Source organism: Halomonas halophila (genome assembly GCF_030406665.1).
GTDB classification, from domain to species: domain Bacteria; phylum Pseudomonadota; class Gammaproteobacteria; order Pseudomonadales; family Halomonadaceae; genus Halomonas; species Halomonas halophila.
The window spans coordinates 2,218,966-2,235,065 of the sequence record NZ_CP129121.1 but is presented as its reverse complement, the minus strand read 5'-3'; the positions used below and the strand labels follow the sequence as shown (position 1 = coordinate 2,235,065).

Sequence of the window (16,100 nt, the reverse complement as noted above, 5' to 3'; positions counted from 1 at the left end):
CGCTACAATGGCGCCTTTCCATCCATTCGAACGATCTATCAGAACGATCTATTAGAACTGTCCGAACGCGACCGGGAGAGGCCGATGCAGGAGATCTCGCAGCATATCGCCGAGCGGCTCAGGACGCTGCGCCGCGCCGAGGCCTGGAGCCTCGATCGCACCGCTCGGGAGACCGGCGTCAGCAAGGCCATGCTGGGCCAGATCGAGCGCGGTGAATCAAGCCCCACGGTGGCGACGCTGTGGAAGATCGCCAGCGGCTTCCGCGTGCCGTTCTCGAGCCTGTTCGAACCCGAGGCCGTCGGCGAGGGTGATGACGCGACCGGCGCCGCGCGTCAGGCCGCGCCGGCCTCCGAGGGCGATGCCGCCGGCATGGCGGCCGTGCCGCTGTTTCCCTTCGACCCCGCGCTCGGCTTCGAGCTGCTGGTGGTGACCCTGGCCGCGGGCGCGGTCAGCGAGTCGGCGCCCCACGCGCCGGGCGTGGTGGAGCATCTGGTGGTGGTCGAGGGCGAGCTGGAGGTGCGGGTGGACGGCGTCTGGCGGCGTCTGACGGCGGGCGAGGGGCTGCGCTTCGCCGCCGATCGGCCCCACGCCTATCGCAACCCGGGCCAGGGGGCGGCGCGCTTCCACGACGTCATCCACTATCCCCGCGGTTCTGGTGTCTCTCCGGGCGACGGGATTGGCGAGGCCAGCTTGGGATCGGACAGCGCCTCGGGGCGGTAGCGAGCGAGCAGCGCCCACAGCCGAGCGGCAGTGTCGGCGTCCGGACGGCCGCGATGGTCGGCTGGCCGATAGCGCATCTGGAAGGCTCGCAGCGCGCCTCGGGTCGCGCCATCGAGTTTGCCGCTCGGTGTGACCGCATAGCCCCAGGCCGCCAGCGCCCGCTGCAGGGTGGCGAGCGGCGGCGGACCCGCGGCGAAGAGCCGACGGTAGCGGGCCAGGTCGGCTTCCAGCGGCCAGGTGCCGATGCCGGCCGCATACAGGCGCCGCCAGGGGAAGGCCGGTCCCGGGTCGATCTTGCGCGTGGGCGCGATCTCGGCGTGGCCGAGCAGATCGGTGGGGGCGATGTCGTGGCGCGCGATCAGGTCCTTGAGCAGGACGATCAGCGCCGTGATCTGGTCGTCGGGGAAGGGCGCCCAGCTCACCTTCGAGGCGGTCTCGATGGACGGGCGATCCGGCCCGGCGTTGACCAGCTCGATGCCCAGCGAGCTGTCGTTGAGGTGGGTGCGGCCCGCCCAGGCGCTGGCACCGGCGTGCCAGGCGCGGCGCGATTCGTCGACCAGGCGATAGACGCGCGGCGCGCCGAGTTCCCGGTCGGGATGGCGCGCCACCAGATAGTGGGCGCTGACGCGGGGCCCGGTGAGAATCTCGAGCGAGGTCGCCTCGTCCTCGTCGGTGTAGTGCAGCACCAGAAAGCGTACCCGGCTGGAGTGGGCGCGGGACGAATGGCTGTCGTCGATCGCCACGCCGGTGGGCTCGACGAGGCGTTCGCCGCCGGCGCAGCCGCCCAGCAGCAGGGCGAGCACTAGATAGGGCAGTTTCCCGAATCGCATGGCTCAGGCCGTCCAGGGCAGCTGGCGCACCGCCAGACCCAGCGCCAGGGTGGCGGTGACGCTGAGCAGGGTGCCCAGCAGCACGTACTCGGTGAGCTTGCGGTCGCGGCGGGCGCGCAGATCGCCGAAGCGCAGCACCGACTTGGCGGTGAGCAGAAAGCCCACCGCGGTCAGCTCGTCGAGCAGCACCAGGGTCAGCACCAGCAGCCGTTCGAGCATGCCGATGCGAGCCCCGGCGGCGACCAGGGTGCCGGGGTCGGTGACCTCCTCGCTCCAGGGGCGCATGGCCAGCGCGATGGCGATGGCCATGGGGCGGGTGACCAGCAGGTAGGCGAGGGCGTGCGCCATCACCTCGGGGCGGCTCAGCCAGTCGGCCGCCGCGGCGAGCGGTGCCAGGCTGCCCAGCGAGGCCAGCGAGGCCAGCCAGACGCCGACCAGCACGGTCAGATGCAGGGCCTGATCGAGCAGAAACCAGCACAGCCGCCGCGGGTCCAGATGCGCCTTGCCCAGGTCGATCAGCGCGTGGCTGGCGGCGATGGTCACCGACCAGGCCGCGGCGGCGAGCGGATCGATGCCGGCGACGACCAGCACCGCCAGGGCCAGCAGCCCATGGATCCCGGCATGCAGGTAGAGCACGCCGGCACGGGCCTTGTCGCGCTGGCGTGCCTCGACCCAGCGTCGCGGCTGGAGCAGGAAGTCGCCCACCAGGTGAGCGATGATCAGGGCGAACAGCGTCGTCAGGGCCGTGGCGGTCATGGCGTCGCCTCCTCGCCGGCGAGCGAGGCGCGGACATGCGTCAGGGTGTCGGCCAGCAGGGGCCAGCGGGCGGCGCGCAGGCGCTTGTGGACGCTGGGCTGGCGAATGCCCAGCCGCTCGGCCAGCGCCTGCTGGGTGAGATCCTCGGTCAGACGCAGGCCGACCGCCTCGGCGGCGCGGGGCGACCAGTCGGCCAGCAGGGCATCCAGATGGCGGATCAGCAGAGCCTCGCAGGGGGCCTCATCGACGTCGGTATGCCGCAGGGCGAGGTGCGTCTCCGACGCATTCAGCGCGTCCAGTGCCTGGCCGGAGGCGACGAAGACCGGGCCATCGGCGGAGGCCAGCGCCTCGCCGGGCCGCCAGTCGTCGTGCCCCACCGCGATGGCGAGCCGGGCGTCCCAGCGGTGTCCGGTCTCGGAGTGTGCGATCAGGGCGGCACGCAGCGCCACGGCCGCGTCCAGGGCCGCCTCGGCCCGGGCGATGGCAAGCTGGAAGCCGTCGCCGCGGTAGCGCTGATAGTCGCCCTCGTGGCGCTCGGCGAGGCCCGTCAGGGTCGTCTCGAGCACCCGATGGAGGCGCTGGCCCTCCTCGAGGCGGCGCGAGTCGATGATGTCGCCGGTGATGACGGCAAGGCGTGTGGCCATGGGGGCTCCCGAGGACGGCGGTCATGCCTCAGGATAGATTCTCGAGGCTATTTTTCAATGTAATAGCCTCATATGGCTATATCTGGGCGCCTCACGCCTCACGCCTCACGCCTCACGCCTCGCCCGAGCCCGGCGAGCGATAGGCCTCGACCAGGGTGGCCGGATCCGCCTCGCCGTGCCCGCGAGCGGCATGACCGCGCATCAGCTGGGCGGCCAGGGCGCTCATCGGCGTGGCGCTGGTGGCGCGGCCGCTCTGGGCCACCGCCATGTCCAGGTCCTTGAGCAGGGTGCGCAGGTGCCAGGGCGGGGCGGCGAAGTCGCGCTCGGCCATGCGCGGGGCGAGGATGCGAAACGGCCTGGAGTCGGCGAAGCCGCCGGCCAGCGCCTCGGTCAGCCGGGTGGCGTCCACGCCGCTGGCTTCCGCCAGGGCGACCGTCTCGGCGATCACCGCCGCCTGGCAGCCGACGATCATCTGGTTGCAGACCTTGGTCACCTGGCCGCTGCCCACCGGACCCATGTGCGTCACCCGGGCGGCCAGCGGGGCGAGCACCGGGCGCAGCGCGTCGACGTCCGCGTCGGTGCCGCCGCACATCACCGCCAGCTCGCCGGCCTCGGCGCCGGCCACGCCGCCGGAGACCGGGGCATCGACCCAGGCGACGCCGCAGGCGTCCGCGAGCCGCGCAGCCATGTCGCGCGTGGCGTCGGGGTCGCTGCTGGAGAGATCGAGCAGGCGCTGGCCGGGGCGCACATGGGCAGCCACGCCGTCCTCGCCGAACACCACGGCCTCGACCACGGCGGTGTTGGCCAGGCACAGCAGGATGACGTCCGAGGCCGCGACCAGCTCGCCGATCGAGCCGGCCACGCGGGCACCGGCCTCGGCCACGCCGGCGGTCTTGTCCGGCGAGCGGTTCCAGGCCGTCACCTCGAAGCCGGCCGCCAGCAGACGGCGGGTCATGGGGTCGCCCATCAGGCCGATGCCGATGAAGCCGAGGCGGGGAGAGGGCATGGCGATGCTCCGGTGGCAATGAAGATAAGCATCAGAATGCGCGATGGAAGGGATTTCCATCAAGTGCCGCCGGGCGTCGCGACCGGCGTCCGGTGCTCCGAAGTGACGCATCGCATCCATTAGGCGGTTCATGATGGTGCGCCGCAGCGTGGCCGTTCCACGCGGTCTCGTTCCGACACGGCGCTATATTTTATTATTTAATTGATTTTAAAGAGCTATTTATTTTTTGGCCTGTACATTGCTTTGATATGGGTGTCGGCGGTCGGAGCCTTTCCTGTCTGGGCTTTGCTCCGATTGTCTGCCGGTCGTCATTGCGTCGCAGTGAGACGACCGACCCGACGAGTGAGCTGGCGTGCTCCAACTGGCCTCCCTTCGGGGAGGCTTTTTTTATGTCCGTGACCCGTGAGTGTCTTGCCGCCGCGATATGATGGAGCCTCATGGGCAAGCGAGGAGCGACGGTAGTGGTGCGGCAGGGGTTCATCCTGACTCGAGATTGGCAGGAGACGTCCGAAGGCCCCCAGGGCGAGTTCTGGCTGGCGACGGACGAGGGGGCGCTGCGAGTGCGCGTGCCGCCGCGGCCGTCGGTGGCCTTTATCCCGGTGGAGCAGCGCCGACACGCCGAGGCCGTGCTGCATGGCGAGCGCGACGTCGAGCTGCGCTCCCTGGCGCTGCGCGACTTTCATCGACGCCCCGTGCTGGGACTCTACTGTCGGCCGCATCACCGCCTGACGGCCCTGGAACGGCGCCTGACGCACGCCGGCGTGGAGGTCTACGAGGCCGATATCCGGCCGCCGGAACGCTATCTGATGGAGCGTTTCATCACCGCGCCGGTGAGCGTCGAGGGAGAGCCCGACGGCGCGGGCGGCTTGATGGCGACGCGGCTCAGGCCGGCGCCGGACTATCGTCCACGACTCAAGGTGGTGTCGCTGGACATCGAGACCAGCGGGAGCGGCGAGCTGTATTCCATTGCCCTGGAAAGCGGGGAAGAACGCCGGGTACTGATGCTGGGCCCGCCCAACGGTGTGGCCGATGGGCTCGATTTCTCCCTCGAATACTGCGATAGCCGCTCGGACCTGCTGGAGCGGCTCAGCCGATGGTTCGCCGAGCACGACCCGGATGCCATCATCGGCTGGAATCTCGTGCAGTTCGACCTGCGCATCCTCCACGAACATGCGCGGCGGCTCGGCGTTGCCCTGCGACTGGGGCGCGGCGGTGCCGTGATGGAGTGGCGTGCCCATGGCCATCAGGCCAATCGTTTCGTCGCCTCGGCGGCGGGGCGGCTGATCATCGACGGCATCGAGGCACTGCGCTCGGCCACCTGGCACTTCTCTTCCTTTTCCCTGGAGCACGTGGCCCAGGCGCTGCTGGGCGAGGGCAAGGCCATCGACAACCCCTACCAGCGGCTGGATGACATCCTGCGCATGTTCGCCGAGGACAAGCCGGCGCTGGCGCGCTACAACCTCAAGGACTGCGAGCTGGTGACGCGGATCTTCGCCGAGACCGAGCTACTCGGCTTTCTGCTGGAGCGGGCCACGGTGACCGGGCTGTCCGCCGACCGCAGCGGCGGGTCGGTGGCGGCCTTCACCCATCTCTACCTGCCTCGCCTGCACCGCCTGGGATTCGTGGCGCCGAATCTCGGCGAGGCAGAAGCCGCCGAGAGCCCCGGCGGCTTCGTGATGGATTCCCGCCCCGGCCTCTACGACTCGGTGCTGGTGCTGGACTTCAAGAGCCTGTATCCCTCGATCATCCGCAGCTTCCTGATCGACCCGGCGGGCCTGGTGGAGGGGCTCGCCGATCCCACGGACGCGGCCTCGGTGCCGGGGTTTCGCGGAGCCCGCTTCTCGCGGACTCAGCACGCGCTGCCGACTATCGTGGCGCGGGTCTGGGAAGGGCGCGAGGCCGCCAAGCGCGCGGGCAACGCGCCGCTTTCCCAGGCGTTGAAGATCATCATGAACAGCTTCTATGGCGTGCTGGGATCGAAGGGCTGCCGCTTCTTCGATGCACGCCTGGCCTCGTCGATCACCATGCGCGGGCACGAGATCATGCGACGCACGCGCGAGCTGGTCGAGGCCGAAGGCTATACCGTCATCTACGGCGACACCGACTCCACCTTCGTGTGGCTCGGCCGCGAGCATCCCGAGCAGCAGGCGGAGGCGATCGGCCGGCGCCTGGTGGCACACGTCAATGCCTGGTGGCGTGAACACCTGGCCCGGGAACATGGCCTCGCGAGCGCGCTGGAGCTGCAGTTCGAGACCCATTACCGACGCTTTCTGATGCCGACCATTCGCGGGGCCGAAGCGGGCAGCAAGAAACGCTATGCCGGACTGGTGCGCGACGCGTCCGGGGACGAGCGGATGGTCTTCAAGGGGTTGGAGAGCGTGCGCAGCGACTGGACGGACCTGGCCAAGGACTTCCAGCAGGAGCTCTATCGGCGCATCTTCAACGGCGACCCCTATCGGGATTTCATCCGCGACTATGTGCGTCGCACCCTGGCCGGCGACTTCGATGATCGGCTGGTGTATCGCAAGCGGCTGCGTCGTTCCCTGGACGACTATCGGCGCAACGTGCCGCCCCATGTGCGGGCGGCGCGGCTCGCCGACGAGGCCAGCGACCGGCTCGGTCGGCCGCGCCGGTATCGGCACGGCGGATGGATTCGCTACGTGATGACGGTGGCGGGGCCGGAGCCGCTGGAACAGCAGTGTTCGGCCATCGACACCGATCACTACCTGACCCGTCAGCTGCAGCCGGTGGCGGATGCCATCCTGCCGTTCGTGGGAGACGACTTCGCGACCCTGATCGACCGTCAGCTCGGGCTGTTCTGAGCCCGACTCTCTTCGCCGTGTCTGATCGTCGCGGCGCGCTTGATGGCGCCGGCATCAGGCGACATAGTTTCTCGGGTCTTCCCCCCTCTGGAGTCCCATCATGTCCGATGCCCTGCTGCTGGGCTGTGCCCACTGTCATGCCATGAACCGGGTTCGCCCCGATCGCTTGTCCGCCGGCCCGCGCTGCGGCAAGTGCCAACAGCCGATGTTCACCGGTGAGCCGCTGACGTTGACCGGTGCCAACTTCGCGTCGCTGGTGGCGCGCAGTTCGCTGCCGGTGGTGGTCGATTTCTGGGCCAGCTGGTGCGGCCCGTGCAAGGCGATGGCGCCGATCTTCGCCGAGGCGGCCCGCGAACTGGAGCCGCGTCTGCGCTTCGCCAAGCTGGACACCGAGGCCGAGCAGGGCCTGGCCGGCCGCTTTGGCATCCGCAGCATCCCGACGCTGATCCTGTTCAAGCAAGGCCAGGAGGCGGCCCGCCAGCCGGGGCTGCTGCAGGGGCCGCAGCTGCGCCAGTGGCTAGCGGCGCAGCTGGGCTGAGAGACGTTGACGCTCGGGGCGGCTGGGGTCAGTCGCCCTGGCGCTGCTTGAGCTGGTCGCGCAGCCCGTTCGGCACCTTCTTGATGATCAGCCGGTCGCCGTCCTCGTCGTACTCCACGGCGGCGCCCAGCAGGTGGGAGTCGAAGCTGATCGAGACGCCGGCGGCGCGGCCGGTGAAGCGCCGGAACTGGTTGAGGGTGCGCTTGTCCGGCGGGATCTCGGGGTTCAGCCCGTAGTCGCTGTTGCGGATGTGTTCATAGAAGGCCTTGGGCCGCTCCTCGTCGACCAGCTCGGAGAGGTCCTCGAGGGTGATGGGCTCGCCGAGCTTGGCCTGGTCGCTGGCGTAGTCGACCAGGGCGTCGGTCTTCTCGCGGCTGGCTTCTTCCGGCAGGTCCTCGTTCTCGACGAAGTCGCTGAAGGCCTTGAGCAGGGTGCGGGTCTCCTCGCCGGCGTCGCGCTGCTCGCGGGCGCCCAGCGCCTCGGCGAAGGCCTCGGACAGCTTCTTGCCGCCGCGGTCGCGGGTCCAGGAGAGATACGGATGCGAGGCCGAGCCGTTCTGCCACTGGTTGACGTCGAGGCGCGCGGCCAGCGTCATCTGGGCCAGATTGAGCTGGCGGGCGGGCACCACGCCGAGGGCATCGTCGATGCCGAAGCCGTCGCGGTGATGCAGCAGCGCGAGAATCAGGTAGCGGGCCTCGCCCTGGCGATGGTCGACGACCAGCAGGTGGCCGCCCACGGGCAGGTGGTCGTCGACCAGTGGCACGATCTGTTCGGCCAGCGCCCGGGTCAGGCTGGGGAAGTCGCGCTCGCCGTCGAGGAAGGCGCTCAGCGCTGCGGGAAAGGCGGCCGGTTCGTCGTCGGCGAAGCGGCCCCAGTTCTTGGCCTTGCCGTGATAGGCGTCGTTGAGCCCCGAGACCAGGTCGTCGAGGGCCGTGGAAGCCGCGAGCGGGGCCTCGGCGGGCACCAGGCGGGCCGGGGTCTCGCCGTCGCCCTTGTCGATGCGGTGGATGATGCTGTGCAGGATCGGCATGGGGACCTCCCTCGGCCTCGGTGATCGGGGCTGGCGATGATACCCGCCGCGGCGCGGCGGCGATAGCGCGGCGGGTATCCTGGCGGGACGGTCAGGGCTTGAGCCGGTAGCCGCTGCGGAAGATCCAGCTGACCACGGCGAGCGCCACCGCCAGGAAAAGCCCGATCACCGCCAGGCTGGCCCAGATGCTGACGTCGCCCAGGCCGTAGAAGCTCCAGCGGAAGCCGCTGACCAGATAGACCACCGGGTTGGCCAGCGTCACCGCCTGCCACAGTGGCGGCAGCATGTCGATGGAATAGAAGGTGCCACCGAGGAAGGTCAGCGGGGTGATCACCAGCAGCGGCACCAGCTGCAGCTTCTCGAAGCCGTCGGCCCAGATGCCGATGATGAAGCCGAGCAGGCTGAAGGTCAGGGCGGTGAGCACCAGGAACAGCAGCATCACCAGCGGGTGGGCGATGGTGAAGGGCACGAACAGGCTCGCGGTGCCGAGCACGATCAGCCCCAGGATCACCGATTTGGTGGCCGCCGCGCCGACGAAGCCCAGCACCACCTCGAAGTAGGAGACCGGCGCCGAGAGGATCTCGTAGATCGAGCCCGAGAAGCGCGGGAAGAAGATGCCGAAGGAAGCGTTGGAGACGCTCTGGGTCAGCAGCATCAGCATGATCAGCCCGGGCACGATGAAGGCGCCGTAGCTGACGCCCTCGACCTCGCTGATGCGGGTGCCGATGGCGGCGCCGAAGACCACGAAGTAGAGCGAGGTGGAGATCACCGGTGAGACGATGCTCTGCAACACGGTGCGCAGGCTGCGCGACATCTCGGCCACGTAGAGGGTCTTCACGGATTCGAGGTTCATGCGTCCTCCCTGACGAGGCTGACGAAGATGTCCTCCAGCGAGCTCTGTCGGGTGTGGAGGTCCTTGAAGCGGATGCCGGCGGCGTCCAGATCGGCGAGCAGCTCGGCGATGCCGCTCGAGTCGTCGCCGTCGGTGCGGCCGTCGTAGGTGTAGATCAGTGCCTGGCCGTCCTCGGCGATCTCCAGGCCATGTGCGTCCAGTTCCCCGGGCAGGCGCTCGAGGGGCTCGTGGAGCTGCAGGGTCAGCTCCTTGCGGCCGAGCTTTCGCATCAGCTCGCGCTTGTCCTCGACCAGCACCAGCTCGCCTGAGCGGATCACGCCGATGCGGTCGGCCATCTCCTCGGCCTCCTCGATGTAGTGGGTGGTGAGGATGATGGTCACGCCGCTGTCGCGCAGCTGGCGCACGACCTCCCACATGTCGCGGCGCAGCGCCACGTCGACGCCGGCGGTGGGCTCGTCGAGGAACAGGATCTGAGGCTCGTGAGCCAGCGCCTTGGCGATCAGCACCCGGCGCTTCATGCCGCCGGATAGCGTGATCAGGCGATTGCGGCGCTTGTCCCACAGCGACAGCGATTTCAGCACCCGCTCGATGTGGGCCGGATCCTTCGGCTTGCCGAACAGCCCGCGGCTGAAGCTCACCGTGTCCCACACCGTGGAGAAGGCCTCGCTGGTCAGCTCCTGGGGCACCAGGCCGATCAGCTGGCGCGCCTGGCGATAGTCAATGACATTGTCGTGACCGGCCACCAGCACGCGACCCGCGGAGGCGTTGACCAGCCCGCAGATCACGCTGATCAGGGTGGTCTTGCCGGCGCCGTTGGGGCCGAGCAGGGCGAAGATCTCGCCGCGTCGGATCTCGAGGTCCACCCCCTTGAGGGCCTCGAAGCCGCTGTCGTAGGTCTTCGACAGCGCCTCGACGCGGATCACGCTTTGTTCACTCACCTTCCCGTACCTCCCTGGCTGTTCGGATCCTGCCGCTGGCCTGCCGGCGACACCCCTCGTCGAGTCGGTGTCTCTGAGGCCATACCTTAACGCTTCCCTAACCCCTTCGGGTACAAGCTGCCTGGGTCTCACTGAGGCGATATTCCCTGTTCTTCTTCAAACCGCCCGTACCGGGCGGTTTTTTTTATGGTCCCGGTCGTCGCCGGGCGTGGTGCTTGTCTCCCATCGCCGCCGCCATGGTTCCGGGCGTCGAGGGGGGGGCCGGGCGTCGTCGTCGGTCGACTCGGTCGCGCCGGGTTGTGGCATCATATTCTGCTCATTTTCCTGAACCCATGCCGGGGCATGCTGCGACGGCACGGGCGTGAATCGAGCGAGGAGAGCCGATGCTGAGCGTGCTGCTGATCGAGGACGACATCGACCTGGCCGAGACGCTGATCGACTATCTGGCGCTCGAGGGCATGCGTTGCGACCACGCCGCCAACGGCGTGGCGGGCCTCGAGCTGGTCGAGCGCCAGCCGCCCGACCTGGTGCTGCTCGACCTGCACCTGCCGCGGCTGGACGGCCTGCGGGTCTGCGAGCGCCTGCGCGAGGCCGGGCGCGACATCCCGGTGCTGATGCTCACCGCCCGTGATGCCCTGGACGACAAGCTGGCCGGCTTCGCGGCCGGCACCGACGACTATCTGGTCAAGCCCTTCGAGCTGCGCGAGCTGGCGGCGCGGGTCCATGCCTTGGCCAGGCGCCGCAGCGGCCAGTCCCAGCGCCTCGGCTGTGCCGACCTGGAGATGCACCTGGGGGAGCGACGTGTCACGCGTGCGGGGCGGCCGATCCATCTCTCGCCCACCGGCTGGCGGCTGCTCGAGGCGCTGCTGCGAGCCTCGCCGAACGTGGTGTCGCGCGCGGCGCTGGAGACCACGCTGTGGGGCGAGGACGTGCCCGACAGCAACAGCCTCAAGGTCCATCTCTATCACCTGCGCCAGGCCGTGGACGTGCCTTTCGAGTTCCCCCTCGTGCAGACCGTGCCCGGCCATGGCGTGGCGCTGAGGCCCGCGACGTGAGGCGACCCGATACCCTCAAGGGGCAGCTGATCCTGGGCGGATTGGTGGTAGGCCTGCTGCTGGCGGTCGGCTACTCCGTGCTCAGCGCCCACTACTTCCTGCGCGGCATGGACAACATGACGCGGGCGCTCATGGCCCGGGTCGCCGACGACGTCGCCGGCCGGCAGGGCGGCGCGTTACCGGAAGACCTGCGCAAGGTGGCCGGCTACCATCTGAGCGGTGACTGGCAGGCCATGCCCGAGGCCGTCCGACGTGTCTTCCGCGATGCGCCCGGCGAGCCCGGGCGGCTCTACAAGCAGGACGACGGCAACGGGCTCCAGCGGCCGCAGACCTTCTATGTCGCCATGCGCCATCCGACCCCTGAGGGATCGCTGTTCGTGGCCGACGTGATCGCCTCGTCGCCTCCCGCCATCTCGCCGGCCAACGAGTCGCTGAACAGCCTGATGACGCTGCTCGGGCTGGGAATGATCATCGCCGTGGGGCTGCTGGGTGCACTGCTGTGGTGGCTGCGCCACGTCTCACGCCCGGTGAATGCCCTGGGCGACTGGGCACGCGGCCTAGATGCGCAGCGCCTGGCCGAGCCGACGCCGGATTTCGGCTATCCCGAGCTCAACGAGCTGGCCGGCCTGCTGCGCGAGAGCCTGTGCTCGGCCCATGAGGGCCTGGCGCGAGAGCAGCGCTTCCTGGCCCATGCCAGCCACGAGCTGCGTACGCCGATCACCGTGCTGCGCCACAATCTCGAGCTGCTGCGGCGCTTCCAGCAGGCGCATGACGAGACCTGGAGCCCGCGTCATCGCCAGGTATTCGCGCGCATGGAGCGGGCCGGTACCACCATGAAGCACCTGACCGAGACCCTGCTGTGGCTGAGCCGTGAGGAGGGCCCTGCGCCCCCTGGCGTCCGCGTCGATCTCGAGGCCTTGCTCGATGCCCAGGTCGCCGAGCTGCGCTACCTGCTGCGCGACAAGGCGGTCGACGTCGAGCTCGATACCGCGCCGTGTCACCTGACCCTGCCGGAGGCGCCGACCCGGATCGTGCTGGGCAATCTGATTCGCAACGCCTTCGTGCATACCTGGGAGGGGCGGGTGGTGATCCGCCAGCGCGGCTCGGAAGTGCGCATCGACAACCACCAGGCGTCATCGAAGATGGCCGAGGCCGATGAGGCGCCGGGCGAGGTCGGCTTCGGCCTGGGGCTGCGGCTCACCGCGCAGCTGACGCAGCGGCTGGGCTGGCCCTACGAGAACCTGCCCGAGGCGACGGGCCATCGCGTGCGGGTGGTGTTCGACGCGCGGGACGCCGGGCCGATGGCCGAGCAGGGCATGTCATGAAAAAGGCCGCGTCGGTATCCGACGCGGCCCTTGTCTACCTCTGCAGCCACTCAGCCGCGGCTGGTGACTTCCAGCAGGTGGTAGCCGAACTGGGTCTTCACCGGGCCCTGGACCTGGTTCAGGTCGGCGGAGAACACCACCTTGTCGAACTCGGGCACCATCTGGCCGGGGCCGAAGCTGCCGAGCTCGCCGCCCTGGCGGCCGGACGGGCACTGGGAGTGTTCGCGGGCGACCTCGGCGAAGTCGCGGCCGCCTTCGATCTCGGCCTTGAGGGCCAGGCACTGTTCTTCGCTGGGCACGAGGATATGGCGAGCGGTGGCCTGAGTCATGGGAATCTCCTTCGTGGATGGGATAGGCTCTGAACGAGCGGGGAGAATAGCACGCCGCCGGCGCCGAGGAACCGTTGCGGCCGGCGTTTTCCGGCGCGTCGTCGTCATCAGGGAGGCATCGAACGTGAGCTGCATCTTCTGCGAGATCGTCGCCGGCCGGGCGCCGTGCCATGTCATCTGGGAGGACGAGGCACACCTGGCGTTTCTGTCCATCTTTCCCAACACGCCGGGCTTTTCGGTCGTCATTCCCAAGGCCCACCACCCCAGCTACGCCTTCGACCAGCCGGACGAGGTGCTGACCGGATTGATGCTGGCCACCAAGCGGGTCGCGCGGCTGCTGGATGCCTCGCTCGAGGGCGTCGCCCGCACCGGCATGTTCTTCGAGGGCTACGGCGTCGATCACCTGCATGCCAAGCTGTTTCCCATGCACGGCACCGGCAGTGACTCGGCCTTCCAGCCCGTGGAGTCACGGGTCGACAAGTACTTCGACCGCTACGAGGGATATCTCTCGTCCCACGATTACCGACGCGCCGACGATAGTGCGCTGGCCGAACTGGCCGCGCACATCCGCGCGTTTGGCTGAGCCGACAAGGCTGGCATCAGGGCGTCCGGTTCTGCCGCCCGTCGTTCAGCTCGGGGAAGCGATTCGTCACGTCTTGCGTGGCGATATTGGCATCGAGAAAGTCCAGCAGGGCCCGCACCGAGGGCAGCAGCCCGCGCCGTGAGGGGAAAACCGCGTGGAGAATGCCGCCGCGCGGCGCCCAGCCCGGCAGCACGTCGATCAGCCGACCATCGGCCAGGTCGCAGCCGCCGACCAGCAGTGCCAGCTTGACCACGCCCATGCCCGCCAGGGTCGCCTCGTGCAGCGTCTCGGCACTGTCGGTCACCAGGCGCGGGCGGTGCTGGATCCGGGCGCTCGCCCCGTCCGGGCCGACCAGGTCCCAGCAGTGCTGCCCGGCGTACTGCTCGAAGTCCAGGCTCGGCAGGCGGGGCAGGTCGGCGGGCACCCTCGGCCGGGGATGGGTCTCGAACAGCTCGGGGGCGGCCATCAGCCGCTGAGGACTCTGGGCCAGGACCTTCATGGTCAGGTCGCTGTCCTCCAGCGGCGGGAAGCGAACGCGGATAGCCAGGTCGAAGCCCTCCTTGACCACGTCGACGCGTCGGCTGGTGGCCTCCACCTGGACGTTGACCTTGGGACACTGGGCCATGAAGCGTACCAGCAGCGGCGTGATCAGGTAGTGCAGCACGCTGGGGGAGCAGCTGAGGCGCACGTTGCCCTGGGGTTCCGCGCGATGGCGCTCGATCAGCTCGTCGGCGGCTTCGGCCTCCACCAGCATGGCCAGGCAGTGCCGGTAGTAGGCCTGGCCCAGTTCGGTCACCGAGAAGTGGCGTGTGGAGCGGTTCACCAGGCGCGTTCCCAGGCGTTCTTCCAGCTGAGCGATGCGTCGGCTCAGCTTCGACTTGGGAATGCCCAGGGCGCGGCCCGCGGGCGCGAATCCCGCGTGGTCCACCACCTGGACGAAGTAGTAGAGGTCATTGAGGTCTCGCATTCTATCGTCCTGTATGGGGAACGCAGTGTGCGGATTCTACCACCTAGCCGATCCAGCGTTCCTCTCATAGGCTTTCTGCAACGGGGCCAGCGTGCCCTCCCTGCCAGCAGGAGCCTGACGATGAAGCAGATCCAAGCCATATACGGTGCCCCCCACGGTCACTGGGTCGGCGACGGCTTCCCGGTACGTTCCCTGTTCACCTACGACCGCATGGGCGCCGAGCATCTCAGCCCTTTCCTGATGCTGGATCACGCCGGTCCCCATACCTTCAAGCCGGCCCGAAAACCACGGGGCGTGGGGCAGCATCCGCACCGTGGCTTCGAGACGGTGACCCTGGTCTACGAAGGAGAGCTGGAGCACCGTGATTCCACCGGCAGCGGCGGCAGGATCGGTGAGGGAGACGTGCAATGGATGACCGCCGGGGCCGGCATCGTTCACGAGGAGTTCCACTCTCGAGCCTTCACCGAGCGGGGTGGTCGTCTGGAAATGGTGCAGCTGTGGGTCAACCTGCCGGCTGATGACAAGGAGACTCCGGCCGCCTATCAGACGCTACTCAATGCGGATATTCCCATCGTGTCGTTAGACGACAATGCAGGCCATGTGCGGGTCGTGGCGGGCAGCTATCTTGGACACGAGGGACCGGCTCGCACCTTTACGCCGATCAATCTGTGGGACGTGCGTCTCGCTTCGGGCGGGGACGCGGTGCTGCCGGTGCCGGACGGTCATACCACTCTGCTGGCGGTGCTGGAGGGCACCGTCCAGGTCAATGGCGAGACCATCGTGCGCGATGAGGCCGTGGTGGCCTTCGAGCGTCGAGGCCAGGAGTTGTACCTGGAGGCCAACAACGACGCCAAGCTGCTGCTGCTCAGCGGCGAGCCCATCGACGAACCGGTGGCTGGATATGGCCCCTTCGTGATGAACCGTGAAGAGGAGCTCCAGCAAGCTTTCGTCGACTTCCAGAACGGGAAGTACGGCGCCTTGAACGGCTAGCGGGCGGATATCCGCTGGCGTTCGTCCCCGGTGGCCAAGGCCACCGGATTTCCCCCTGATGCAAAAGGAGAGCGATCATGTCCTTCACCTATAACCGCCTGGACAAGGACGACGTGGCGCTGCTGATGGTCGACCACCAGGCCGGCCTGCTGTCCCTGGTGCGTGACTTCAGCCCGGATGACTTCAAGAACAACGTTCTGGCGCTGGCTGACATCGCCAAGTTCTTCGACATTCCCACCATCCTCACCACCAGCTTCGAGGATGGCCCCAACGGGCCCATGGTGCCGGAGCTCAAGGAGGCGTTTCCGGATGCGCCGTACTTCGCGCGCCCCGGCCAGATCAATGCCTGGGACAACGAGGACTTCGTCGCCGCGGTCAAGGCCACCGGCAAGAAGCAGCTGCTGATCGCCGGCGTGGTCACCGAGGTCTGTGTGGCCTTTCCGGCGCTGTCCGCCCTGGAGGAAGGCTTCGAGGTGTTCGTGGTCACCGATGCGTCGGGCACCTTCAACCCGATCACCCGTGACGCCGCCTGGAATCGCATGTCCCAGGCCGGCGCCCAGCTGATGACCTGGTTCGCCGTCGGTGGCGAGCTGCATCGCGACTGGCGCAACGACATCGAAGGCTTCGGCGGCTTGCTGGCCGGTCATCTGCCGGCCTACTCGAACCTGATGCAGAGCTATGCTCAGCAGGCACGCAGCTGAGTCGTGCGGCTCG

17 protein-coding genes are annotated in these 16,100 nt (G+C 68.6%); 8 read left to right on the top strand and 9 right to left on the bottom strand.

Translation table 11 applies throughout. The annotated features are described in order from the left end of the window. The first annotated feature begins 84 nt into the window (after nucleotides 1–84). Nucleotides 85–720: a helix-turn-helix domain-containing protein gene (locus QWG60_RS10370; RefSeq protein ID WP_146908057.1), complete on the top strand. Its 636-nt coding sequence runs from the start codon at nucleotides 85–87 to the stop codon at nucleotides 718–720. Here the strand turns inward: QWG60_RS10370 and QWG60_RS10365 are convergent. The 4 genes from QWG60_RS10365 to QWG60_RS10350 all read right to left on the bottom strand — a co-directional run bounded on the left by QWG60_RS10365 (nucleotide 639) and on the right by QWG60_RS10350 (nucleotide 3,956). Then, on the bottom strand, nucleotides 639–1,550 hold the full coding sequence (locus tag QWG60_RS10365) for an N-acetylmuramoyl-L-alanine amidase (protein WP_186810052.1): 912 nt from the start codon (nucleotides 1,548–1,550) through the stop codon (nucleotides 639–641). The two genes, QWG60_RS10370 and QWG60_RS10365, sit on opposite strands and share 82 nt — an antisense overlap. 3 nt (nucleotides 1,551–1,553) lie before the next feature. Then, nucleotides 1,554–2,306 carry a DUF3307 domain-containing protein gene (locus QWG60_RS10360; RefSeq protein WP_146908059.1) on the bottom strand — a complete coding sequence of 251 codons (753 nt, stop codon included), beginning with the start codon at nucleotides 2,304–2,306 and terminating at the stop codon, nucleotides 1,554–1,556. Beyond that, nucleotides 2,303–2,950, bottom strand: a complete 648-nt coding sequence (locus QWG60_RS10355; protein ID WP_146908061.1) for a hypothetical protein — start codon at nucleotides 2,948–2,950, stop codon at nucleotides 2,303–2,305. The genes QWG60_RS10360 and QWG60_RS10355 overlap by 4 nt, the downstream gene beginning before the upstream one ends. A 112-nt stretch (nucleotides 2,951–3,062) precedes the next feature. Then, nucleotides 3,063–3,956, bottom strand: coding sequence for an NAD(P)-dependent oxidoreductase (locus QWG60_RS10350; RefSeq protein WP_107182352.1), 894 nt, complete (start codon nucleotides 3,954–3,956; stop codon nucleotides 3,063–3,065). A 437-nt stretch (nucleotides 3,957–4,393) separates the two neighbouring features. Between QWG60_RS10350 and QWG60_RS10345 the strand changes: the two genes are divergently transcribed. Both QWG60_RS10345 and trxC read left to right on the top strand, forming a co-directional pair. Continuing rightward, complete coding sequence (locus tag QWG60_RS10345) at nucleotides 4,394–6,778, top strand: DNA polymerase II (RefSeq protein ID WP_146908063.1); 2,385 nt, start codon at nucleotides 4,394–4,396, stop codon at nucleotides 6,776–6,778. A gap of 100 nt (nucleotides 6,779–6,878) precedes the next feature. Then, nucleotides 6,879–7,316 carry a thioredoxin TrxC gene (gene trxC, locus QWG60_RS10340; protein ID WP_046079626.1) on the top strand — a complete coding sequence of 146 codons (438 nt, stop codon included), beginning with the start codon at nucleotides 6,879–6,881 and terminating at the stop codon, nucleotides 7,314–7,316. Nucleotides 7,317–7,344: 28 nt separating this feature from the next. Here the strand turns inward: trxC and QWG60_RS10335 are convergent, their stop codons facing one another. From QWG60_RS10335 to QWG60_RS10325, 3 genes are all read right to left on the bottom strand, one after another. Continuing rightward, complete coding sequence (locus tag QWG60_RS10335) at nucleotides 7,345–8,346, bottom strand: nucleoid-associated protein (RefSeq protein WP_146908065.1); 1,002 nt, start codon at nucleotides 8,344–8,346, stop codon at nucleotides 7,345–7,347. 91 nt (nucleotides 8,347–8,437) lie between these two features. Next, the gene (locus QWG60_RS10330; protein WP_046079624.1) at nucleotides 8,438–9,199 is read right to left on the bottom strand and encodes an ABC transporter permease; all 762 of its coding nucleotides are present in this window, start codon (nucleotides 9,197–9,199) and stop codon (nucleotides 8,438–8,440) included. Continuing rightward, the gene (locus QWG60_RS10325; protein WP_046079623.1) at nucleotides 9,196–10,137 is read right to left on the bottom strand and encodes an ABC transporter ATP-binding protein; all 942 of its coding nucleotides are present in this window, start codon (nucleotides 10,135–10,137) and stop codon (nucleotides 9,196–9,198) included. Before QWG60_RS10325 ends, QWG60_RS10330 begins: the two co-directional genes overlap by 4 nt. 383 nt (nucleotides 10,138–10,520) lie before the next feature. Here QWG60_RS10325 and QWG60_RS10320 point away from each other — a divergent pair, with 383 nt between their 5' ends. Both QWG60_RS10320 and QWG60_RS10315 read left to right on the top strand, forming a co-directional pair. Continuing rightward, nucleotides 10,521–11,192 (top strand): response regulator transcription factor, encoded by a 672-nt coding sequence (locus QWG60_RS10320; protein ID WP_046079622.1) that lies wholly within the window; start codon nucleotides 10,521–10,523, stop codon nucleotides 11,190–11,192. Continuing rightward, a complete protein-coding gene (locus tag QWG60_RS10315) occupies nucleotides 11,189–12,517 on the top strand; it encodes a sensor histidine kinase (RefSeq protein WP_146908067.1) in 1,329 nt (442 codons plus the stop codon). The genes QWG60_RS10320 and QWG60_RS10315 overlap by 4 nt, the downstream gene beginning before the upstream one ends. A gap of 50 nt (nucleotides 12,518–12,567) precedes the next feature. Here QWG60_RS10315 and QWG60_RS10310 read toward each other — a convergent pair whose 3' ends face one another. After that, the gene (locus QWG60_RS10310; RefSeq protein ID WP_016855385.1) at nucleotides 12,568–12,846 is read right to left on the bottom strand and encodes a peptidylprolyl isomerase; all 279 of its coding nucleotides are present in this window, start codon (nucleotides 12,844–12,846) and stop codon (nucleotides 12,568–12,570) included. Between the two features lie 124 nt (nucleotides 12,847–12,970). Between QWG60_RS10310 and QWG60_RS10305 the strand changes: the two genes are divergently transcribed. After that, the gene (locus tag QWG60_RS10305; protein WP_046079620.1) at nucleotides 12,971–13,429 is read left to right on the top strand and encodes an HIT family protein; all 459 of its coding nucleotides are present in this window, start codon (nucleotides 12,971–12,973) and stop codon (nucleotides 13,427–13,429) included. 16 nt (nucleotides 13,430–13,445) lie between these two features. On the opposite strand, the gene QWG60_RS10300 is transcribed toward QWG60_RS10305, so the two are convergent. After that, complete coding sequence (locus QWG60_RS10300) at nucleotides 13,446–14,396, bottom strand: LysR substrate-binding domain-containing protein (protein ID WP_046079619.1); 951 nt, start codon at nucleotides 14,394–14,396, stop codon at nucleotides 13,446–13,448. A 120-nt stretch (nucleotides 14,397–14,516) separates the two neighbouring features. Between QWG60_RS10300 and QWG60_RS10295 the strand changes: the two genes are divergently transcribed. After that, the gene (locus QWG60_RS10295; protein WP_046079618.1) at nucleotides 14,517–15,386 is read left to right on the top strand and encodes a pirin family protein; all 870 of its coding nucleotides are present in this window, start codon (nucleotides 14,517–14,519) and stop codon (nucleotides 15,384–15,386) included. A 77-nt stretch (nucleotides 15,387–15,463) separates the two neighbouring features. Beyond that, on the top strand, nucleotides 15,464–16,087 hold the full coding sequence (ycaC, locus tag QWG60_RS10290; RefSeq protein ID WP_046079617.1) for an isochorismate family cysteine hydrolase YcaC: 624 nt from the start codon (nucleotides 15,464–15,466) through the stop codon (nucleotides 16,085–16,087). Nucleotides 16,088–16,100: the final 13 nt, after the last annotated feature.

Bases quoted from the DNA above. Each gene is read 5' to 3' on its own strand.
- QWG60_RS10370 (WP_146908057.1), top strand. From the start codon at position 85: ATGCAGGAGATCTCGCAGCATATCGCCGAGCGGCTCAGGACGCTGCGC.
- QWG60_RS10365 (WP_186810052.1), bottom strand. From the start codon at position 1,550: ATGCGATTCGGGAAACTGCCCTATCTAGTGCTCGCCCTGCTGCTGGGC.
- QWG60_RS10360 (WP_146908059.1), bottom strand. From the start codon at position 2,306: ATGACCGCCACGGCCCTGACGACGCTGTTCGCCCTGATCATCGCTCAC.
- QWG60_RS10355 (WP_146908061.1), bottom strand. From the start codon at position 2,950: ATGGCCACACGCCTTGCCGTCATCACCGGCGACATCATCGACTCGCGC.
- QWG60_RS10350 (WP_107182352.1), bottom strand. From the start codon at position 3,956: ATGCCCTCTCCCCGCCTCGGCTTCATCGGCATCGGCCTGATGGGCGAC.
- QWG60_RS10345 (WP_146908063.1), top strand. From the start codon at position 4,394: ATGGGCAAGCGAGGAGCGACGGTAGTGGTGCGGCAGGGGTTCATCCTG.
- trxC (WP_046079626.1), top strand. From the start codon at position 6,879: ATGTCCGATGCCCTGCTGCTGGGCTGTGCCCACTGTCATGCCATGAAC.
- QWG60_RS10335 (WP_146908065.1), bottom strand. From the start codon at position 8,346: ATGCCGATCCTGCACAGCATCATCCACCGCATCGACAAGGGCGACGGC.
- QWG60_RS10330 (WP_046079624.1), bottom strand. From the start codon at position 9,199: ATGAACCTCGAATCCGTGAAGACCCTCTACGTGGCCGAGATGTCGCGC.
- QWG60_RS10320 (WP_046079622.1), top strand. From the start codon at position 10,521: ATGCTGAGCGTGCTGCTGATCGAGGACGACATCGACCTGGCCGAGACG.
- QWG60_RS10310 (WP_016855385.1), bottom strand. From the start codon at position 12,846: ATGACTCAGGCCACCGCTCGCCATATCCTCGTGCCCAGCGAAGAACAG.
- QWG60_RS10300 (WP_046079619.1), bottom strand. From the start codon at position 14,396: ATGCGAGACCTCAATGACCTCTACTACTTCGTCCAGGTGGTGGACCAC.
- QWG60_RS10295 (WP_046079618.1), top strand. From the start codon at position 14,517: ATGAAGCAGATCCAAGCCATATACGGTGCCCCCCACGGTCACTGGGTC.
- ycaC (WP_046079617.1), top strand. From the start codon at position 15,464: ATGTCCTTCACCTATAACCGCCTGGACAAGGACGACGTGGCGCTGCTG.